The sequence below is a fragment of the Streptomyces sp. NPDC045695 genome (genome assembly GCF_056432025.1).
Genome location: NZ_JBWKJU010000005.1, coordinates 305,348 through 325,003 on the forward strand (window position 1 = coordinate 305,348; position 19,656 = coordinate 325,003).

15 protein-coding genes are annotated in these 19,656 nt (G+C 74.0%); 9 read left to right on the top strand and 6 right to left on the bottom strand.

The annotated features are described in order from the left end of the window. Positions 1-58 precede the first annotated feature (58 nt). Positions 59-1,075 (top strand): ABC transporter substrate-binding protein, encoded by a 1,017-nt coding sequence (locus AC07DU_RS12400; RefSeq protein WP_360893827.1) that lies wholly within the window; start codon positions 59-61, stop codon positions 1,073-1,075. A 231-nt stretch (positions 1,076-1,306) separates the two neighbouring features. Here the strand turns inward: AC07DU_RS12400 and AC07DU_RS12405 are convergent, their stop codons facing one another. Then, positions 1,307-2,176 carry a (2Fe-2S)-binding protein gene (locus AC07DU_RS12405; protein ID WP_479111051.1) on the bottom strand — a complete coding sequence of 290 codons (870 nt, stop codon included), beginning with the start codon at positions 2,174-2,176 and terminating at the stop codon, positions 1,307-1,309. A 244-nt stretch (positions 2,177-2,420) separates the two neighbouring features. Here AC07DU_RS12405 and AC07DU_RS12410 point away from each other — a divergent pair, with 244 nt between their 5' ends. From AC07DU_RS12410 to AC07DU_RS12435, 6 genes are all read left to right on the top strand, one after another. Next, complete coding sequence (locus tag AC07DU_RS12410) at positions 2,421-3,614, top strand: ATP-grasp domain-containing protein (protein ID WP_479111053.1); 1,194 nt, start codon at positions 2,421-2,423, stop codon at positions 3,612-3,614. Continuing rightward, positions 3,611-5,449, top strand: a complete 1,839-nt coding sequence (locus AC07DU_RS12415) for an IucA/IucC family protein (protein WP_479111055.1) — start codon at positions 3,611-3,613, stop codon at positions 5,447-5,449. Before AC07DU_RS12410 ends, AC07DU_RS12415 begins: the two co-directional genes overlap by 4 nt. 206 nt (positions 5,450-5,655) lie before the next feature. Continuing rightward, complete coding sequence (locus tag AC07DU_RS12420; protein WP_479111161.1) at positions 5,656-6,942, top strand: MFS transporter; 1,287 nt, start codon at positions 5,656-5,658, stop codon at positions 6,940-6,942. Then, a complete protein-coding gene (locus AC07DU_RS12425; protein WP_479111057.1) occupies positions 6,939-8,768 on the top strand; it encodes an IucA/IucC family protein in 1,830 nt (609 codons plus the stop codon). The genes AC07DU_RS12420 and AC07DU_RS12425 overlap by 4 nt, the downstream gene beginning before the upstream one ends. Continuing rightward, positions 8,765-10,000: a type III PLP-dependent enzyme gene (locus tag AC07DU_RS12430; protein WP_479111059.1), complete on the top strand. Its 1,236-nt coding sequence runs from the start codon at positions 8,765-8,767 to the stop codon at positions 9,998-10,000. The genes AC07DU_RS12425 and AC07DU_RS12430 overlap by 4 nt, the downstream gene beginning before the upstream one ends. Before the next feature lie 152 nt (positions 10,001-10,152). Then, complete coding sequence (locus tag AC07DU_RS12435; RefSeq protein ID WP_479111163.1) at positions 10,153-12,099, top strand: flavin monoamine oxidase family protein; 1,947 nt, start codon at positions 10,153-10,155, stop codon at positions 12,097-12,099. A gap of 57 nt (positions 12,100-12,156) precedes the next feature. Here the strand turns inward: AC07DU_RS12435 and AC07DU_RS12440 are convergent, their stop codons facing one another. Together AC07DU_RS12440 and AC07DU_RS12445 are read right to left on the bottom strand one after the other, a co-directional pair. Continuing rightward, positions 12,157-14,085 carry a CASTOR/POLLUX-related putative ion channel gene (locus tag AC07DU_RS12440; RefSeq protein ID WP_479111061.1) on the bottom strand — a complete coding sequence of 643 codons (1,929 nt, stop codon included), beginning with the start codon at positions 14,083-14,085 and terminating at the stop codon, positions 12,157-12,159. Between the two features lie 99 nt (positions 14,086-14,184). After that, entirely contained in the window at positions 14,185-15,378 is a 1,194-nt protein-coding gene (locus AC07DU_RS12445; RefSeq protein WP_479111063.1) for an MFS transporter, read from the bottom strand. Between the two features lie 66 nt (positions 15,379-15,444). On the opposite strand from AC07DU_RS12445, the gene AC07DU_RS12450 reads away from it, so the two are divergent. Further along, on the top strand, positions 15,445-16,224 hold the full coding sequence (locus tag AC07DU_RS12450) for an AraC family transcriptional regulator (RefSeq protein WP_479111066.1): 780 nt from the start codon (positions 15,445-15,447) through the stop codon (positions 16,222-16,224). Here the strand turns inward: AC07DU_RS12450 and AC07DU_RS12455 are convergent. Next, positions 16,209-16,367: a hypothetical protein gene (locus AC07DU_RS12455; RefSeq protein ID WP_479027417.1), complete on the bottom strand. Its 159-nt coding sequence runs from the start codon at positions 16,365-16,367 to the stop codon at positions 16,209-16,211. The genes AC07DU_RS12450 and AC07DU_RS12455 overlap by 16 nt on opposite strands. 36 nt (positions 16,368-16,403) lie before the next feature. Between AC07DU_RS12455 and AC07DU_RS12460 the strand changes: the two genes are divergently transcribed. After that, positions 16,404-17,474, top strand: a complete 1,071-nt coding sequence (locus tag AC07DU_RS12460; RefSeq protein WP_479111068.1) for an enoyl-CoA hydratase/isomerase family protein — start codon at positions 16,404-16,406, stop codon at positions 17,472-17,474. Here the strand turns inward: AC07DU_RS12460 and AC07DU_RS12465 are convergent. Further along, a complete protein-coding gene (locus AC07DU_RS12465) occupies positions 17,465-18,388 on the bottom strand; it encodes an SDR family oxidoreductase (RefSeq protein ID WP_453373789.1) in 924 nt (307 codons plus the stop codon). The two genes, AC07DU_RS12460 and AC07DU_RS12465, sit on opposite strands and share 10 nt — an antisense overlap. Before the next feature lie 30 nt (positions 18,389-18,418). Further along, complete coding sequence (locus AC07DU_RS12470) at positions 18,419-19,624, bottom strand: MFS transporter (protein ID WP_479111070.1); 1,206 nt, start codon at positions 19,622-19,624, stop codon at positions 18,419-18,421. Positions 19,625-19,656 lie beyond the last annotated feature (32 nt).

Below are 19,656 nucleotides of genomic sequence, written 5' to 3' on the forward strand. Positions count from 1 at the left end.
GTTTACTCAGGCAAGCCTTACCTAAGAACAACTGTTCCCTCTGGAGAACTGAGAACTGATGAACACCTTCACTCAGCGACGCCGCTCGGGCCGGTTCGCGTCTGCCGTCCTCACGGCAGCCCTGGCCCTCTCGCTGGCCGCCTGCGGCGGCAGCAGCGATGACAAGAAGCCGGCCGCCGAGTCGTCGAAGCCGTCCGCCGCCGAGTCGGCCGGCTTCCCCCGCACCGTCACCCACGACAAGGGCAAGACCGAGATCAAGGCCAAGCCCAAGCGCGTGGTGGCGCTGGACAACAGCCTGGTCGAGGCGGTCGTCGCGCTCGACGCGCCGCTGGTCGGCGGTATCGGATCGTACCGTGACCAGAAGGGCTTCCCGGCCTACCTCGGTGACGCGGTGAAGGACACCAAGGACGTCGGCCCGCTCGACAGCCCCAACCTCGAAGCGATCGCGGCCCTCAAGCCCGACCTCATCGTTTCGGCCACCGTGCGCCACGCCGACTTCTACGACCGGCTGAGCCAGATCGCGCCGACCGTGTTCGTCAAGACCACCGGCCCGATCTGGAAGGAGAACATCACCTTCCTCGGTGAGGCCCTGGGCCAGGAGGAGAAGGCCGCGGCCAAGCTGACGGCCTACCAGACGCGCGCCAAGAAGATCGGTGACGCGATCAACGCCAAGGGCGGCGGCGCCAACGGCAAGCCCACCTTCTCGGTCGTCCGCTTCGTCGACGGTCCGACGCGCATCTACCTGCCCAAGACCTTCAGCGGCATCATCCTGAACGACATGGGTCTGACGCGGCCGGAGAACCAGCGCGACGAGTCGAAGTTCAACATCGAGATCAGCGAAGAGCAGATCCAGCAGGCCGATGGTGACCACATCTTCATGACCACCTTCTCGGGCGGCGACGAGCGCAAGAAGAAGTTCCTCGCCAACCCGCTGTGGCAGCGCCTGAACGCGGTCCAGAAGAACCAGGTGCACGAGGTCGACGACTCCATCTGGATGACCTCGGTCTCCCTCCAGGGTGCCGACGTGGTCCTCGACGACCTGGCGAAGGCCTTCCAGGTGGACCCCGCCAAGTAGGCGGCGCTCCCACCCCCAACGGACCGGTCCCGGGGGGGGGGGGGGTGGGGGGGGGGGAGGGGGGGGGGGGGTGGGGGGTGGGGGGGGGGGGGGGGGGGGGGTTTTGGTGTGGGGGCCCCTCCCCCCCCCCCCTCCACCCCCCCCCCCCCTCCCTCCCCCCCCCCCCCCCCGGGGCCGGTCTTTTGGCTTTTGGCGCCATGGGGGAGAGGGGGCTCTGGGTGCGGGGCCCGCTCAGCCCTCGCCCTCGATCCGGCGCAGCCGCTCCGCGTCGCAGGTGCGCGGGCAGGTCGCGCAGGCCCGGGCGGAGTCGAGGGTGTAGTACATGCAGCAGCCCAGCCGGGTGCGGGTCGGGTGCGGGTTGCCCCGGCGGTCGGCGAGGCGCCGGAAGTCGGCGCCGCCCGGGAAGGGCGCGATGGCGGTCGGGAGCAACTCGGTCGCCTCCCGCACCCCGTGCTCCTCCTGCCCCAGGGTGCGCCCGAGGTACCAGACGCCGGAGACCAGGTCGTCGGTGACCATGCCCCACAGGGCGTGGTCCCGGCGCCGGACCCGCGGCCCGAACGCGGCCAGCAGCGGCCGCACGTGGTCGGCGACGGCCGCGCGCAACTCGGCGCGCAGCGCCTCCTCGTCGGCCACCACCCGGACGCCCGGCAGGTGCGCCGCCGGGTCGCCGGGCAGGCACGCGAACCCGGCCCCCGGAACGATTTCGTACGTGCCCGTCGACAGGTCCGCGCGCACCTCGCGCGGGCGGACGCGCGGGACGCGCCGCTCCAGGTACCAGGCGCCGCTCATCAGGAGGCTGACGGACCAGAGGTAGTCGTGCAGGGCGCGCGAGGCGGCGACGTCGGGGCGCGGATCGTGCCCGTGGCCGGCCCGGATGCGGGCGGCCTCGGCGGCGATGAAGGCGTTCAGGGCGTGCTGCTCCGTGGCCGGATCCGTCAATTCCGCGCCGTTGACCCAGCGTCCGGGGCGCGCGTCGGCGGTCGCCACCCGTACGTCCAGCACGTCGCAGACGGCCGTGAGGCGGGCGTACGTGCGTGCGAGCACGGCGGTGGCGTCCTGAGCGGGCCGTTCGGGCGACGCGATGCGCTGACGTGCGGTCATCGGTTCTCGATCATCTGCGACACGAAAACTCCGGTACGGGAGAGTAGGTAAGCCTTACCTTAACCCAATGATCTATGATCATGCCGCACGTCCGGTCTCATGCCGTGAGGCCAGTTGAGGCTAAGGGTTGGCTAACCTAAGCTGACGTGGCCGGCGGGTATCGGAATCCGTCGGCGCTGAGGCGTGCCGGAAAACATTTGCGCCACCACCCCCCACTGCCCAGGACTCGGAAGGGGCTCAGCCCATGCGGTTGTACCTGCTCGCACTCAACCCCACCGATTCGGTCACCGAGGGGTTCCTCCCCGCCGCGGCCCGACTCGGCCTCGACGTCACCGTCCTCACCGACCAGCCCGAGGCGCACCGCCGCGTCGCAGGCTCGGACATCGAGGTCCTGGAGTGCGACGTCCGCGACTTCCGCGCGGTCATCAGCCGGATATCCACCCACCACACGCCTGACGCGGTGTTCACCAACAGCGATCACCTCCAGACCCAGGCGGCCCTGGCCGCCGACTACTTCGGCCTGCCCGCCAAGGACTGGCGGACCGCGCTGCGCGTCAAGGACAAGGCCCAGATGCGCCGTCACCTCGCCGCGAGCGGACTCGACACGGTGTGGTCCACGGAACTGGCCGCCGGCCAGGATCCGGCCGGACTCACCGCCCTCGACGTGCCCTACCCCTGCGTGGTCAAGCCCCGCGAGGGCGTGGCCAGCGAGGACGTGGTGCTGGTGGACGGGCCCGAGGAACTCGTCCTGCGCTGCAAGGAGATCCAGACCCGGCGGCCCCACGTGCACCTGGTGATCGAGGAGTACCTGGCCGGCGAGCTGTACACCCTGGAGACCCTCGGCGACGGACACGTCCGCCACGTCCTGAGCGGTTTCCACACCCGGCTGTCCGCACCCCCGTACTTCATCGAGGAGCGGCTGGTCTACACGCCGCACCACCCGGAACCGGTGGTGGAGCAGGTCCTCGCCCAGCTCGACGCCCTCGGCGTGGGATTCGGCGTCTGCCACACCGAATTCGTCGTGCACGAGGGGCGCGCCCGCATCATCGAGGTCAACTACCGGGCCATCGGCGACCAGATGGACCTGCTCCTGACCCGGCTGCTGGACATCCCGCTCTTCGAGCACGTCCTGCGCACCCACCTGGGGCAGCCGCTCCCCGCCGACCTGGGCGCGCGTACGGACGGCGCCGCCGTCGTCGACTACCCCTGCGCGCAGAGCGCCGGCACGCTCAGGGCCGCCCCCGAGGCCGCCGACCTCACCGTGGACGGCGTGGAACTGGCGTACCGGCCGCTGCGCGAGGTGGGGGAGCGGCACGAGGTTTACCACACCAACCGCGACTACATCGGAGTGCTGCGGGCGATCGGGCCGGACCAGGGGACCGTGGAGCGGGTCGCCGCCGAGTACCTCGCGGCCCAGCGGTGGGAGTTCACCCCGTGACCACGACCGCCCCGGCCGCCGCCACCCCGCAGATCGTCCCGCAGGCCGCCCCGCACCGCGCCACGCCCGCCGACACCACCGAGGCGCAACTGCTGCTCCGCGTCCTCGGCGCGCTCCTGCGCGAGGACGTCGTCGGCCTGCGCACCCGCACCACCGCCGTCGACCGCGCGGACGGCCGCTGGCTGCGGCTGCCCGCCGAGGACGGCGACGCCCTGCTCCTCCCGGTCGTCGAGGACGGCTACCAGAGCGTGTACGCCGCCCGGCTGCCGCTGATCGCCCGGGAGTCGGACGGCCGCGAACTGACCACCCACGACGAGGTCCTGGGCGCCCTGAGCGCCCTCGCCGACCCGGTCGACCGGGGCGGTTTCGACGCCTTCGCCGAGGAGTGCCGCCAGACCCTCGCCACCATGCGGCTGCACGCCGACACCGCGGACGAGGTCGCCGCCGCCCTGACCTCCGGCACCCTCGCCGCCACCCGCGGCGCCGACCCCGCCGACTGGACCGGTCTCGCGGGCGGACTCGCCTACGACACCCTGGCCGCGCGCCTCGACCACCCGGTGTACCCCACCGCACGCGGCCGCTCCGGCCTTGACGAGGATCAACTGCGCGCCTACGCGCCCGAGTTCCACCCGCACTTCGCGCTGCGCTGGATCGCCGTGCCGCAGCAGGACCTCACCGTGGCCGGCGGTCCGGCCGCGCTGCCCGCCGCCTGGCCCACCCCGGCCGCGCTCGGCCTGCCCGAGCTCGACCACAGCCACCTCGCGCTGCCCGTCCACCCGCTCACCGTCGGCGCGCCCCTGCGCGAGGCCCTGAGCGCGGCGGGCCTGGCCGGCCGGGCCGTCCTGGCCGAGCGCCCGTACCTCGACGTCGTCCCCACGCTGTCCATGCGTACGGTCGCCGTCACCGCCGATCCCACCCTGCACATCAAGGTCCCCATGGCCACCGCCACCCTGGGACTGCGCAACCGCCGGATCATCCGGCCCGGCTTCCTGGCCGACGGGGCCGCGGGCCAGCGCCTGCTGGAAACCGTCATCGCACGCGAACCGCGGTTCCAGGGCGTGATCCTGCACGCCGACGAGAGCGTCTACGCCCACGCCGGACACGAGCTCCTCGCCGCGCTCTGCCGCCGCTACCCGGCCGGTCTCGAAAACGCCGTCGTCACCCCGCTGGCGGCCCTGCTCGCCGAAGCCCCCGGCGGCCGGCTGCTGATCGACCACCTCGCCGACCGGTTCTACGGCGGCGACCCGATCGCCCTGCTCGACGCCTACCTGCGGCTGCTCCTCGACTGGCAGACGACCCTGTTCGGCTACGGCATCGCCCTGGAGTCGCACCAGCAGAACATCTCCCTCGTGCTCGACCGCGGTCCGGCCGGGGACACCCGCGTACGGCTGCTGCTCAAGGACGACGACAGCCCGCGCGTCAACGCCGACCGGGCCCGCGCGACGCTCGGCGCCGACGCCCCGCTCGGCTTCGACGACGTCCGCGCCCTGTGCGACGACGACCGCCCGCTCACCGACATGTTCACCACGATCACCCTGCACCTGTGCGCCGGTTCGTACGCCTTCGGGCTGGCGCGCCACGGCCGCGCCGAGGCCGCGGCCCTGCTGGACCTCGTACGCGACCGGCTGGCCGAGGCCGTCGAACGGCTCGGCACCGGACCCGGTGAGCCCGGCGCCACGCTGCGCGCCCAGGTCCTGGACGCCGCGCAGCTCCCCGTCAAGGCGATGGTGAGCGCCGGAAGCCTGCTCAGCAAGGAGCGCTCGGGCGCCGCCGACATCAACAAGCACTACACGACCGGCCCCAACTACCTGCGCAGAGTGGAGGGTTCCCCATGAGCGCGAGCGCACCCCCGGACCGGCGCCGCGGGACGGCCTCCCCGATGGCCGCACCGGCGGCTCCGGCCGTGACAGTAGCTCCGGCAGCAACAGCCGCTCCGGCGGCCACAGTAGCTCCCGCAGCAACAGCCGCTCCGGCGGCCACAGTAACTCCGGCCGCTCCGGCAGCCCAGGTCGTTTCGGCCGTGCCCGAGAGCGGCCCGGCCATGCCCGAGAGCGGCCCGGCCGTGCCGGAGACCCGGCCGGCCCTCGGCCGCAGGCAGGTGCACGCGGTCGCCGGATGCTACTTCGTGGCCTCCTTCGCCGCGCTCGGCCTGCCGCCCTTCCTCACCGAGATCCTCCCGGGACTCGGCGACCGCGACGCCGGCTGGGCCGGCGTGCTCTACATCGTCCCGACCGTCTTCGCGGCCGTCGGCGCCCCCCTGTGGGGGCGGCTCGCCGACCGCTTCGGCCGCAAGCGCCTGCTGCTGCGCGCCCAGTTGGGCCTGGCCGCCTCCTTCCTGCTGGCCGGCTGGGCCGACTCGATCGCCACCTTCACCCTGGCCCTGGTGCTCCAGGGCATCCTCGGCGGCACCTTCGCCGCCTCCAACGGCTACCTGGGCGCCGGGCTGGAGGGCCCGGACCTGTCCCGCGCCCTGACCCTGATGCAGGGCGCGGCCCGCGCCGCCCTCGTCTTCGCCCCGATCGTGGTGGGCGGCCTGTCGCCCTGGCTGTCCCCGCACCGCCAGTACGCCCTGCTCGCCGTCCTGCCGCTGACGGCCGCGCTGCTGATCGCCGCGCTGCCCGAGTCACGCGGCGTGAAGGCGCAGCCCCGTACCCCCGCGGCCGGCCGACCGGCCGACGGCGGCGCGGCGGCGGCGGCGCCTCGGGCCGAGGCCGCCCGCACCGAGCGCGTCATCTCGCTGCACGGCCTGTACGCCCTGGAGTTCGCCTTCGTCTTCTCCACGGTCATCTCCTTCCCGTACCTGATCTCCCTCATCGAGGAGCGGCTCCCCGGAACCTCCCCGGTGGTCTCCGGCGTCCTCTTCGCCCTGCCCCACCTGTGCTACCTCGCCGCCGCCATGTGGGTGCACTCGGCCTTCCACCGGCGCCCCCGCCTGGGCGTGGCGCTCGGTTTCGCCTGCATAGCCCTCGGGCTGGCCGGACACGGGCTGGCCCACTCGCTCGCCGCCCTGGTGGCCGTCCGGATCCTGCTGGGCGCCGGCCTCACCCTCGGTCTCGTCTGCCTCTCCGTGATGGCCTCCGACTGCGCCAAGGGCCGTGCCCCCGGCGGGCTGTTCGGCTCGATCGAGTTCTTCTCCAAGGCCGGTGCGGTCGTCGCCGGCCTGGCCGCCGCCGCGGGCAACAGCCTGTACGGGCCCACCGCGCCCGTGCTGACCGGTACCGCGGTGGCGCTGGTCACGGTCTGCGCGACCGTCCTGCCGGCCGCCGGGCCCCGCTCCGCCCGCACCCTCCGCTCCCCCCGCTCTCTCCGCACCCGCTGGAGCCGTTGATGTCTCTGACCGATGCCCTCGGTACCGCCTCCGCCGCACCCTGCGCCGCCGTCGCCCCCCGCGCCGCCGCGGCCGGGCTGCCCACGGCCGACGAGGTGGTCGCCCACACCCTCCTCAACTGCCTGCTGCGCGAGCTGTCCGGTCCGGAACACCAGACCGCCGTCGCGGACGGGCACCTGCTGCTGTGGCTGCCGCGCCGCGGGGTACTGCTGCGCGCAGCCCTGCGCCGCACGTCGCTGCTGGGCGCGCACCGGTTCACGGGACCGGTGCGGGAGCAGCGGGACGGGGGCTGGGCGGAACTGGACTGGCGCCGTCTCGCCGAGTACGTCCAGGACGAGCTGGCCCTGCGGACCGACGTGCACAACGAGGAGTTCCTGGAGCAGGTCGCCTCCAGCCACCAGGCCGTCTCGGCCGCGCTCACCGTACGCGCCGGTCGGCCGGCCTCGGACACCGTGGTCGGGGACGGCGACGGGCTCGCCGCCTACCTGGAGTCCGAGCAGTCCCTCGTCTTCGGCCACCGCTTCCACCCCACCCCCAAGGCCCGTACCGGCGACACCGCCTCCTGGCTCGCGTACGCGCCCGAGACCGGTGCCTCCTTCCAGCTGCGCCACCTCGCCGTCCGCGAGCACCTGATCGCGCAGGAGACCGCCGCCGAGGGAGCCGTCGAGGTGCTCGACCGGCTCCGCGCCGACGTGCCCGAGGGCTACCGGCTGCTGCCCGCGCACCCGTGGCAGTACGAGATGCTGAGCGAACACCCGGAGCTGCGCGCGGCGTTCGACCGCGGCGACATCCTGGACCTGGGCGTCGGCGGCAAGCCCTTCGCCGCCACCGCCTCCGTCCGCACGCTGTACGACGGGGACACCTTCCTCAAGTTCAGCCTCAACATCCGCATCACCAACTGCCTTCGCAAGAACGCGAGTTACGAACTGTCCGGCGCGGTCGCCCTGACCCGCCTGCTCGCCCCGGTCCTCGCCGACCTGGAGACCCGCTTCCCCGGCACCGCCATGCTCCGCGAGCCCGGCTACCGCAGCATCGCCCTGCCCGGTCCCGACGGCGCCCCCGACCGCTCGCTCCTCGAAGGCTTCGGCGTGATCGTCCGGGAGGGCCTGCTCGCCCGGCTCATGCCCGGCACCACCCCGCTGCTCGCCGCGGCCGTCGCCGACGAGTACCCCACCGGACCGGGTCACGTCTCCCGCCTCCTCGGCGCCTCCGGCGGATCGGCGCAGGCCGCCCTCGACTGGTGGGCGGCGTACCTGAAGCTGCTCGTACCGCCCGTCCTGGCCGCGTACTTCGACCACGGGCTCGTCCTCGAACCGCACCTGCAGAACGTCGTGGTCTGCGTCGACGAGGAGGGCATGCCCGCCCAGGTCCTCTTCCGCGACCTGGAGGGCACCAAGCTGGTCCCCGAGCAGCACGCGGACCTCCTTGCGTCCCTGCCGGCCGAGGTCGCGGGACCGATGACCTACGACGCCCAGCGCGGCTGGGACCGGGTCGTCTACTGCCTGTTCGTCAACCACATCGCCGAGGCGCTCGCCGCACTCGCCGACCTGCACCCGCAGTCCGAGGCCGCCCTGTGGGCCCAGGTCCGCGCCACCCTCCAGGCGTACGCCGACCGGCACGGCTGCCCGCCGCGCCTGGCCGCCCTGCTCGCCGGGGTGCCGCTGCCCGCCAAGGCCAACCTGCTCACCCGCTGGGAGCGCAAGGCCGACCGCGACGCCGGCTACGTCCGGCTCGCCTCCCCGCTCGCCGAGGACGTGCTCTCCCAGGTGCTGGAGCAGCAGGCCGACGGCGATCACGACCACCACCACACCCGGAGCGCCCGATGACCACCCCGACGCCCGCGGTGCGCGAGCGCCTGCTCTCCCTCGGCCAGGCCGAGCTGCCCGCCTACCTCTACGACCTGACGGCGCTGCGCGAGCACGCCGCCGCCGTGCGGGCCGCCCTCCCGGAGTGGGTCGAGCTGTACTACGCCGCCAAGGCCAACCCGGAGGCGGAGATCCTGGCCGCCCTCGGCCCGTACGTCGACGGCTACGAGGTCTCCTCCGGCGGCGAACTCGCCCACGTGGCCAAGGCGGTCCCGGGCCGCCCGCTGGCCTTCAGCGGCCCCGGCAAGACCCCCGCCGAGCTCACGACCGCCCTCGAACTGGGCGTGGAGCGCTTCCACGTCGAAAGCCTGCACGAGCTGCGGATGCTGGCCGCCCTCGCCGCCCGCACCGTCCCCGCCGCGTCCGCCCGCCCGTACCGCCCCGGGGTGCTGCTCCGCTTCAACCTCCCGCTGGCGGCCGCCTCCCTCGAAGGCAGCTCGCTGACCATGGGAGGCCGTGCGACCCCCTTCGGACTCGACCCGGCGGAGGCCGACACGGCCGTCCGCCTGCTCACCGACGGCACCTACCCGCAACTCGAACTGCTGGGCGTGCACGCCCACCTGGCCAGCGGCCTCGACGCGCAGCAGCAGCTCGCGGTCGCCGGGTCCGTCGTGACCTGGGCGGCCGACCTCGGTGCCCGGCACCGGATCCGGATCGCCGAGGTCAACGTGGGCGGCGGCATGAGCGTCGACTACGCGGCCCCGGAGCGCCGCTTCGACTGGGAGGCGTACGGGGCGGGCCTCGGCCGGCTCGCGGACGCGCATCCGGACCTCACCCTGCGGATCGAGCCGGGGCGCGCGGTGACCGCGTACTGCGGCTGGTACGCCACGGAGGTGCTGGACGTGAAGCACAGTCACGGTGAGGAGTTCGCCGTGGTCCGCGGCGGCACCCATCACATGCGCACGCCGGCCACCAAGGGCCACGACCAGCCCTGCAGCGTCGTTCCCGTGGACGAGTGGCCGCACCCCTGGCCCCGGCCGGCCGCCGGTGCGGAGCGGGTCACCCTGACCGGGCAGCTCTGCACCCCCAAGGACCTGCTGGCCCGCGACGTGCCCGCGCCGGGCCTGCGGGCCGGCGACCGGGTGGCCTTCGGGCTCGCAGGTGCCTACGCGTGGAACATCTCGCACCACGACTTCCTGATGCATCCGCACCCCGGCTTCCACTTCCTGACGCGGGAGGCTTCCACTTCCTGACGCGCGGGAAGGAGGGGCGGGCGAACCCCAGTTCGTCAGCGGCGGGCGGTCCTGCCGCACGTCCGGGTGATTGTTCGGCGCCCAGGCACCTTTCGGCGTTCAAGGGCCTTGGGGGCAGCGAAAGTTGCTCCATGATCATCGACTCTGACCCGATGCCCGGCGCCGCGCCCGACCCCTCCGACGAGCCCACCCCGGAGCCCGCCCGCCGCCCGTCGCGCCGTACCGTCATCGCCGGCGCGGGCGTCGCCGCGGTGGCGGGCGCCGGTGCGCTCACCGTCGCCGCCGCGTCCGCCGGGACCGTGAAGGCCCCGGCGGGCGCCGCGGGCGCCGACTGGGAGACCTGCCTCGGCATCGCCCGGGCCGTCCTCGTGCGGGACGACGAGGACCAGCCCCTGGTGCCGCGCTACGCGGACGTCCTCCTGAAGAACGGCCTGCCGCGCTCCCGCCGCCCCGCCAAGAAGGTGCTGATCGTCGGTGCCGGGCCCGCCGGGCTCACCGCCGCCCACCTGCTGCGCGAGGCCGGGCACAAGGTCACCGTCATCGAGGCCAACGCGAACCGGGTGGGCGGCCGGATCAAGACCTTCCGCACCGGCGGGCACGAGCGGTCCCCCGCCCCCTTCGCCGACCCCAAGCAGTACGCCGAGGCCGGCGCGATGCGCATCCCCGACAGCCACCCGCTGGTCACCGGTCTGATCGACGGTCTCGGCCTGAAGCGCAGGCGCTTCCACCTCGTCGACGTCGACGCGGCCGGCCACCCCGCGTACCGCACCTGGATCCACGTCAACGGCGTCCGCGTCCGCCGCGCCGACTACGCGAGCAACCCGCAGACCCTCAACCGCTCCTTCGGGGTCCCGGCCGCCTACGAGTCCCTGACCGCCGCGCAGATCGTGCGCAACGCCTTCGCCCCCGTCCGCAAGGAGATCGAGGGGAAGAAGGACCGGGAGCTCGTCGAGGGCTGGGCGCGCGTCATCCAGCGCTACGGCCACATGTCGATGTTCCGCTACCTGACCGAGGAGGCGAAGCTCGACGAGCGCACGATCGACCTGATCGGCACCGTCGAGAACCTCACCTCCCGGCTGCACCTCGCCTTCGTGCACAGCTTCATCGGTGCCTCGCTGATCAGCCCCGACACGGCCTTCTTCGAACTGCCCGGCGGCACCGCCACACTGGTCGACGCGCTCTATGCCCGCGTCGACGACCTCGTACGGCTCGACCGCCGCGCGACCCGCATCACGCACGGCGAGGGCCAGGTCAGCGTCGAGACCGTCTCCGAGGGCCGCGACGGTCCCGTGGAGCGCGAGACCTTCACCGGCGACACCGCGATCATCACCGTGCCCTTCTCCGGACTGCGCCACATCCCGGTCGCGCCCGCGCTCTCGTACGGCAAGCGGCGCGCGATCACCGAAATGCACTACGACGCGGCCACCAAGGTGCTGCTGGAGTTCAGCCGCCGCTGGTGGGAGTTCGACGAGGCCGACTGGAAGCGCGAACTGGAGGCGGTCAAGCCCGGCCTGCACCGCAGCTACCAGACCGCGCGGACCCCGGAGGACGGGAGCCTGCTGGGCGCCCACCCCTCCGTGCCCGAGGGGCACATCTCCCCGGCCCAGCGCGCCCACTACGCCGCCTGCCGCCCCGTCACCCGTGACCAGCCCGAGGCGGCCCGGGTGATCGGCGGCGGCTCGGCGACCGACAACCCGAACCGCTTCATGTTCCAGCCCTCCTACCCCGTCGAGGGCAGCAGCGGTGGCGTGGTCCTCGCCTCCTACAGCTGGTCGGACGACGCCCTGAAGTGGGACTCCCTGGACGACGCGGAGCGCTACCCGCGCGCGCTCGCCGGGATGCAGGCGGTGTTCGGGCAGCGGATCGAGGTGTTCTACACCGGCGTCGGACGCACCCAGTCCTGGATGCGTGACCCGTACGCCTACGGCGAGGCCTCCGTACTGCTGCCCGGCCAGCACACCGAGCTCTTCCCCCACGTCCGCAAGGCCGAGGGCAGCCTGCACTTCGCCGGGTGCCACACCTCCATCAAGCCGGCGTGGATCGAAGGCGCCCTGGAATCCGCGGTACGGACCGCCCTGGAGGTCCACTCGGCGCCGTGAGCGCCACCCGGCCGCGCCGGCCGTGACCCGCGGGGGGAACGGCCGGCCCGGCCCGGCTCAGCTCTCGGCCAGCACGATCAGCCAGTCCTCGTCGGTGAAGCGGAGCCGCTGCCGCTTGTCGGGGTTGATCCGTACGCCGTAGGCGGGGCCGGTGGCGGCCTGCGCGCGCAGCCGGTAGCCGACCGCGCATTCCCGGCGGCGGCGGGCCGACTCCACGAGCGTGGCGAAGGTGACCTCGCGATCGGTCCGGACGTAATCCGTTACGGGCCTCAAGTACAGCTCGTTGCCCTCGGCCCGGAACAACTCCTCGAAGACCCCGGCCAGATGGCGGCTCTCCGAGATCTGGGTCATGAGGAGGCTGATCAGGCGGCCGCTGACGATGAAGTCGGCGCCCTCCCGGACGGGCGCGAGCAACCGGTTGCCGTCGTCGGCCATCTCGGTGGTGAGCGCCAGCTCCCTGTGCGCGGCCTCCCCGATGGCCCGCAGGTGCAGCAGCGTGACCAGCGTCCTGTCGTCCGTCCCGGAGCCGGTGGGCGCGTCCGGCGCCGCGGCGGGGGAGGCCGTGGGCGTCCGGTCCGTCTCCCCGATGACGATCACGCTGTCGTACGAGGGCACGTCCAGCTTGTCCAGAACCGCGGGATCGGTGATGTCTCCGCTGCGGAAGGTCACTTTGAGCCGGGTGCGCGCGGCTGCCAGCCCGCGGGCGCCGTACAGGGTCGTGTCGTCGCCGAGGGCGACGACGTCCAGGGTGGTTTCGGGGCCCACGTACTCGTCGAGCTGCTGCACCATCAGCGGGGCGCGGCGGTTCCAGCCGAGCAGGAGCAGGCGTTCGGCGAGCGGGGCCCTGGGCGGGGCCGTGACGATCGCCTCCGCGTCGACACAGGACGCCGCGTCCGCCTGGACGGCCGTGTCGTCGTCCTGCGAGACGAGGAGGATCCGCTCGGTCGGGTCGATCGTCGTGCCGGGGTCCGGGTTGAGCGCGACCGTGCCGTCGGCGCGCAGCAGGCCGACCACCGAGGAGGTGGCGAACGACAGCAGGGCCTCGCCGAAGGTGCGCCCCGCGAGGCCCCCGACGTCGGCGGTGTAGAACTCGTCGCCCGCGAAGTCCAGCAACTCCTGGTACACCAGCGAGAGTCCGGGCTGCAGCGCGGTCTGGACGAGGAGCCGGGCGACGATGTCGTCCACGCACAGGACGTGCCCGCCGGGCCCGGCGGCCAGCCGGGCGGTGACGTGGTTGCGGGTGTCACGGACGGCGGCGACCACCACCGCGTCACCGGCAGGGGGGACGGCCGCTCCGAGGGCGAGCAGCGTCTTCACCACGTGGGCGTCGCCCTCCTCCCCGTCGGGCGGCAGGACGAGCACGGCCTTCGCGGTCTGCGGACTCACCCTGGCCAGCACGACCGGGTCGGTGGTCGTCCCGTTGCGGCAGATGATCCTCGTCCTGCCGGTGTCGGGGACACTGGTCGCGATCTCCTCCTCCATCTCGACCTTGTCCTTGGGGGCCAGGACGGCGATGGCCGACCGGCGCTGGTTGGCGTTGGCCGCCACCAGTTCCCCGACCACGGGAAAGACCTGGTAGGACCAACCCAGTACGACCGTGTGCCCGGCCTCCAGGACGGTGGAGTGACCGCGGCGCAGTTGCAGGACGCGCTCGTTGATGCCGGTGGTGATCAGGCTGACCAGCGTGGACACGAACAGCAGGGCGACCAGGGCGAGCGTCACCGAGGCGAGGACGTAGAGGGGGGAGCCGACCGCGCCCCCGATCTTGAGCGTCTGGCCGACGCTCACCCACACGGCGGTGAGCCGGCCCGGGAGGGTCGCCGGGGAGGACCGGTCGGCCCAGACGAGGACCGTGCTCGCCGGGACCACGACGGCCAGGCAGGCCAGCGCGAACCAGCCGATGAGCGCGGTGGTGCCCCCGGCCACCAGGTTGTCGAACCGGTACCGAAGGCGTGGCCGGAGGGGCCTCGTGTCCTGCTGCACCATCCGAACCCCCTCATAGCGACCGGTTGTTAACCCCTCCCGGCTCCGATCGGTTACGGGTGAGGGACGCAAACGGTCCGGGGCGGTCTCCAGTCGGCGGGTTCAGGCGGCCGGTTTCGCCGTGGCCACGGTCCGCGGTGCGGGCTGCGCTGCGGGTTCCGGCAGGCGCCGGGCCAGCGCCCAGGCGAGCACGGGCAGGACGGCCAGCGGGAGCAGCGCGGTGCGCAGCGAGGCGGCGTCCGCGACGGTGCCGATGAGCGGGCTCGCCAGGCCGCCGACGCTGACGGTGAGGCCGAGGGTGACCCCGCTGGCCGTGCCGATGCGCGTGGGGAGGTAGTCCTGGCCCAGGGTGACCTGGAGGGAGAAGGGCACGTACAGCGCGACCGCGGCCAGCGCCGCACAGAGGTACACCAGGGGGAGCGGCAGGAAGAGGATCCCGGCCACGGCGGGCACGGCGGCGGCGTAGGCCCGGCGGACGGTGGTCGTCCGGCCCCAGCGCCCGGCCAGCCGGCCGCCGAGCAGGGTGCCCCCGGCGCTGCCCGCGAAGAGCGCGAACAGGGCCACGGCGCCCGCTGTCCCACCGCCGCCGCGCTCGCCCGCGTACAGGGCGACGAAGGTGCTGAGGCCGGTGAAGACGACGGACCGGACGATCACGATCAGGGACAGCCGCAGGAAGGCCGGCCGGTTCTCCTCCGGGGCGCCCGGGGGCGGTGCTTGCGGCTGGTCCGCGCGGGCGCCGGCCGCTCCCGTCCGGGCGGGCGGCCGGCTCAGCAGGACGCCGAGTGCGGCGGGGAGTGCCAGGAGCCACCAGCCGGCCGGTCCGGGCACCGCCAGGGCTCCGGCGACCAGCAGGGGAGCGCAGGCGAAGCCGATGTTGCCGCCCAGGGCGAACCAGCTCATCGCGGTGTGCCCGCCCCCGCCCGCCGTGGCGCGGACCATCCGGGCGGCCGCCGGGTGGTAGGCGGCCACGCCCAGCCCGGAGAGGGCCACGGCGGCCACCGTCGCCGCGTAGCCGGCGTCCAGGCCCACGAGCGCGATACCGGTCCCGGCGGCGGCCGTGGCCAGCGGTATCAGCCAGGGCATCGGGTGCCGGTCGGTCAGCATCCCGAAGAGCGGCTGGACCACGGAGGAGAGCAGCGAGGCGGCCAGCACGATGCCGGAGGCGGCGGCGTACCCGTAGGCGCGCTCCGCCACGAGGAAGGGCACGAGCGCGGCGACGGCGCCCTGGTAGACGTCCACACAGGAGTGGCCGGCGGAGAAGGCGGCGGTGCGGCGCCGCAGCCGGGGGGTTCGCATGACTGGCTTCACCGATCGAGGATCGCCCCCGGCGCCGGTGTGCCGCTTCCGATAAATTGCCGAGTGATGCAGATAATCCGCCAGCCTGATCCCCCCCGCGAGGGCGTCCGCCACACCCCGCGGGCCGCGACCAGCGTCCACGAGCTCGACACCGACGTCGGGATCGACCCCCATCACCACGACGACCACCAGATCGCGTACGCCGGCTCCGGGGTGCTCTCCATCACCACCGACGCGGGCACCTGGGTGGCCCCCGCGACGCGGGCCCTGTGGATCCCGGCCGGCACGGTGCACGCGCACCGCGGCTTCGGCCGCGCCGACCTGCACTCCGTGGGACTGCCGACCCGGCTCAACCCGCTGTCCCTGAACGCCCCGGCCGTCATCGCCGTCGGCCCGCTGCTGCGCGAGCTGATCCTCGCCTACACGCGGGCACCCCAGGACGACAGCCCCGAGCGGCGCAGGCTGCTCGGCGTGCTCCTCGACCAGTTGCGGGTCTCACCGCTGCAGCCCCTGCACCTGCCCGCACCGGCCGACCCCCGCCTCGCCGCGGTCTGCGCGCTGCTGCACGCCGATCCGGCCGACCCGAGGGGCCTGGCGGCGCTCGCCACGGCTTCGGGGGCCGGGGCCGGCGAGCGGACGCTGAGCCGGCTGTTCCGCGCCGAGCTGGGCATGACCTTCCCGCAGTGGCGCACCCAGCTGCGGCTGCACCGGGCGCTGCGGCTGCTGGCCGAGGGCACCGCGGTGACCGCCGTCGCGCACCGCTGCGGCTGGTCGTCCGCGAGCGCGTTCATCGACGTCTTCCGCAGGGCCTTCGGGCAGACGCCCGGAGCCTACGGGCGGCCGTAGCGCAGCAGTACGACCCCGTTGCCGAAGGTGCGCGTGCTCTCATCGGCCACGGTCCCGGCGTTCGCGGGGGCGGCGTCGGCGGTCGGCCGGAAGCCGACCGTCAGCCCGTGCGTGACGCGACCGCTCAGGATGATCTTCCGCATACCGGCTGAGCCTACGCCGCGGCCATACTGAGCGCTGTGAATGCCGAAGACGACACCGCCGCGAACACCGTCCTGTTCCACGTCGAGGGCCGGACCGGGGTGGTCACCCTCAACCGCCCCAAGGCCCTCAACGCGCTCACGCACCCCATGGTGCTGCGGATCGACGAGGCCCTCGCCTCCTGGGCGGCAGACCCCGCCGTCCACCAGGTCCTGATCCGGGGAGCCGGCGAGCGCGGGCTGTGCGCGGGCGGTGACATCCGGGCCATCCACGACGACGCCAAGGCCGGGAACACCGCCTCGGCGGACTTCTGGCGTGACGAGTACCGGCTCAACGCCCGGATCGCCCGCTACCCCAAGCCGTACGCCGCCCTCATGGACGGCATCGTCATGGGCGGCGGCGTCGGCCTCTCCGCCCACGGCAGCGTCCGCATCGTCACCGAGCGCTCCCGCGTCGCCATGCCCGAGACCGGCATCGGCTTCGTCCCCGACGTCGGCGGGACCTGGCTGCTCGCCCGCGCGCCCGGCCTGCTCGGCACCCACCTCGCCCTCACCGGCGCCGCGGTCGGCGCCGCCGACGCGCTGCTGTGCGGGCTCGCCGACCACTTCGTACCGGGCCGCCTGCTCCCGGAGCTGACCGCCGAACTCGCCGCGGCTCCCGTCCACGAGGTCGTGGCGCGGTACGCCGCCACGCCCGAGCCCGGTCACCTCGCCGACCGGCGGCCCTGGATCGACCACTGCTACGCGGCGCACACCGTCGAGGAGATCGTGGACCGGCTGCTCGACCAGGGCGAGCCCGCGGCCAAGGAGGCCGCCGAGACCATCCTGGCCAAGTCCCCGACCGCGCTCAAGGTCACCCTGGCCGCCGTGCGGCGGGCCGCGGCCCTCGGCACGCTGGAGGGGGCGCTGGCCCAGGAGTTCCGGGTCTCCTGCAACGCGCTGAGCTCGCCCGACCTCGTGGAGGGCATCCGTGCCCAGGTCGTCGACAAGGACCGCGACCCGCACTGGACCCCGCCGACCCTGGCCGAGGTGACCGGCGCCGACGTGGAGCGGTTCTTCGCCCCGCTCGGCGAGGACCGCGAACTGCGCCTGCCGCAGGCTCAGCGGTAGCCGGTGGTGTCGGCCGGCAGGTCCGGGTCCTGGACCTCGACCATGTACCGCCAGGCGTCCGGCCGGCTGCCGTCCAGGTCCGTGAAGCCGTAGACCCGCGCGAGCTGCCCGCTGGAGAGGGACCGGCCGTTCCAGCGCGCCACGTCCGGGTCCGCGGCGAGCGCCGCGACGGCCCGGCCCACGTACGCGGGGGTCTCGGAGATGGCGAAGTGCGGGACCTTGGCCAGGGCGTCGCGCCAGTTCGCCTCCGTCACGCCGAAGGTGTCGAGCATCATCTCCGAGCGCAGCCACCCCGGGGTCAGCGCCACCGCCGTGGCCCCGCGCGGCCCCAGTTCGTGCCCGAGTGCGAACGCCATCCGCAGCACGGAGGACTTGGCGATGTCGTAGAAGAACGAGACCCGGTAGCGGTCGGCGTTGTACTCGGCGGTGCCGTCCGTCATCTCCACCACCAGCCCGCCCGGCTCGCGCAGCAGCAGCGGCGCCGCGAAATGGCTGGTGATGGCGTGCGTTTCCACGGCCAGCCGCATCAGCCGCAGGCCCTTGTCCAGGTCGTGCTCCCAGACCGTGCTCTCCCACTCGAAGAGCAGCTCACCGCCCCAGATGTCGTTCACCAGGACGTCCAGGCGCCCCTGCTCGGTGTCGATCCGCCGCACCAGCGACTCCACCTCGCCCGGCACCAGATGGTCGGCGACCACGGCGATCCCACGGCCGCCCGCCGCGGTGACCAGCTCCGCGGTCTCCTCGATCGTCTCGGGCCGGTCGTACTCCGAACGTCTGCCCCTGGTGCTGCGCCCGGACACGTACACGGTCGCGCCCTGCGCGCCCAGTTGGACCGCGATGCCCCGGCCCGCACCGCGCGTCGCCCCGGCCACGAGGGCCACCTTGCCTTCGAGAGTCCGCTGTGTTTCCGGCATGCCCCGACCCTACGACGCCCCGCCCCCTCTTCAGGAGGCCTCGCGCGGATCGGGCCGGGCGCGCCGTACCCGCCCCGCCCGAGGCCCCCTCGCCCGCCCCGCCCGAGGCCGCCTCGCCCGCCCCGCCCGAGGCCGCCTCGCCCGCCCCGTGCGAGGCCCCCTAGCCCCGCCCGACACGGCGGCCGCCGCCAGGGACAGGAGCAGCCCGCCCGACGCCAGACCCAGCGCGGTGCCCGGCCCCCACAGGGTCCAGGCCGCCCCGAAGAGCAGGGACCCCCCGAACCGGGCCAGCGCCTGCGCCGTCTGCAGCACCGCGAGCCCGGTGGTGCGCAGCTCGGCCGGGAGCAGGGGCCCGGCCGCGGCCATCAGCACCCCGTCAGTGGCCGCGTAGAACAGGCCGAGCAGCGCGAGTACGGCGATGACCAGCGCCGCCCCGGCCGGCACCGGGGCCAGGAGCAGCAGGCAGCCGCCGAGGAGCAGGACGTGCCCGCCGAGGAAGACCCGGCGCGGGCCCAGCCGGTCGGCGAGCCGACCGACGGGCAGCGCGGCCAGCAGGAACACGGCGGCCGTGCCGACGGGAAGCAGCGGGAAGTACCCCGCCGGCAGTTCCAGCCGGCGCTGGAGCAGCAGGTAGAGGAAGGCGTCGCCGACGGTGAACAGGCCGAGCACCGCGGCGGTCAGGCACAGCCGCCGCAGGCCCGGGAGCCGCAGGAGCGTGGCGACGGGCGGCAGCGGAGCCCGCGCGGCGGCCGGCGTCGCGGCAGGAGCCTCGGCGGGTGCCTCCCGTACGAAGAGCGCGAGCAGCACGACCCCCAGGACGGCGATGCAGCAGCTCACGGTGAACACGGCCTCGTACCCGTCCACCGCCACCCACAGCACCCCGAACGCGGCCAGCGGTCCCAGCAGTGCGCCCGCCGTGTCGAGCGCGCGGTGCACCCCGAAGGCGCGGCCCTGTTGCTGCGGTGGACAGGACAGCGAGATCAGCGCATCGCGCGGGGCGGTGCGCAGCCCCTTGCCGGTCCGGTCGGCGGCGAGCACCGCCGCCACCGACCAGGGGGTGGTCGCGGCGAGCAGGGCCGCCTTGCAGGCGGCGGAGAGCGCGTAGCCGGCGCCCGCGACGAGCTTGCGGCGGCGGGTACGGTCCGCGATCCGGCCGCCGGCGATCCGCAGCAGCGCGGTGGCGCCCTGGTGAAGACCGTCCAGGGCGCCGAACGCGAGCGTGACCGGGCAGGTCAACACCCTCACCCCGGTACGGCCCGGCCCCGTCT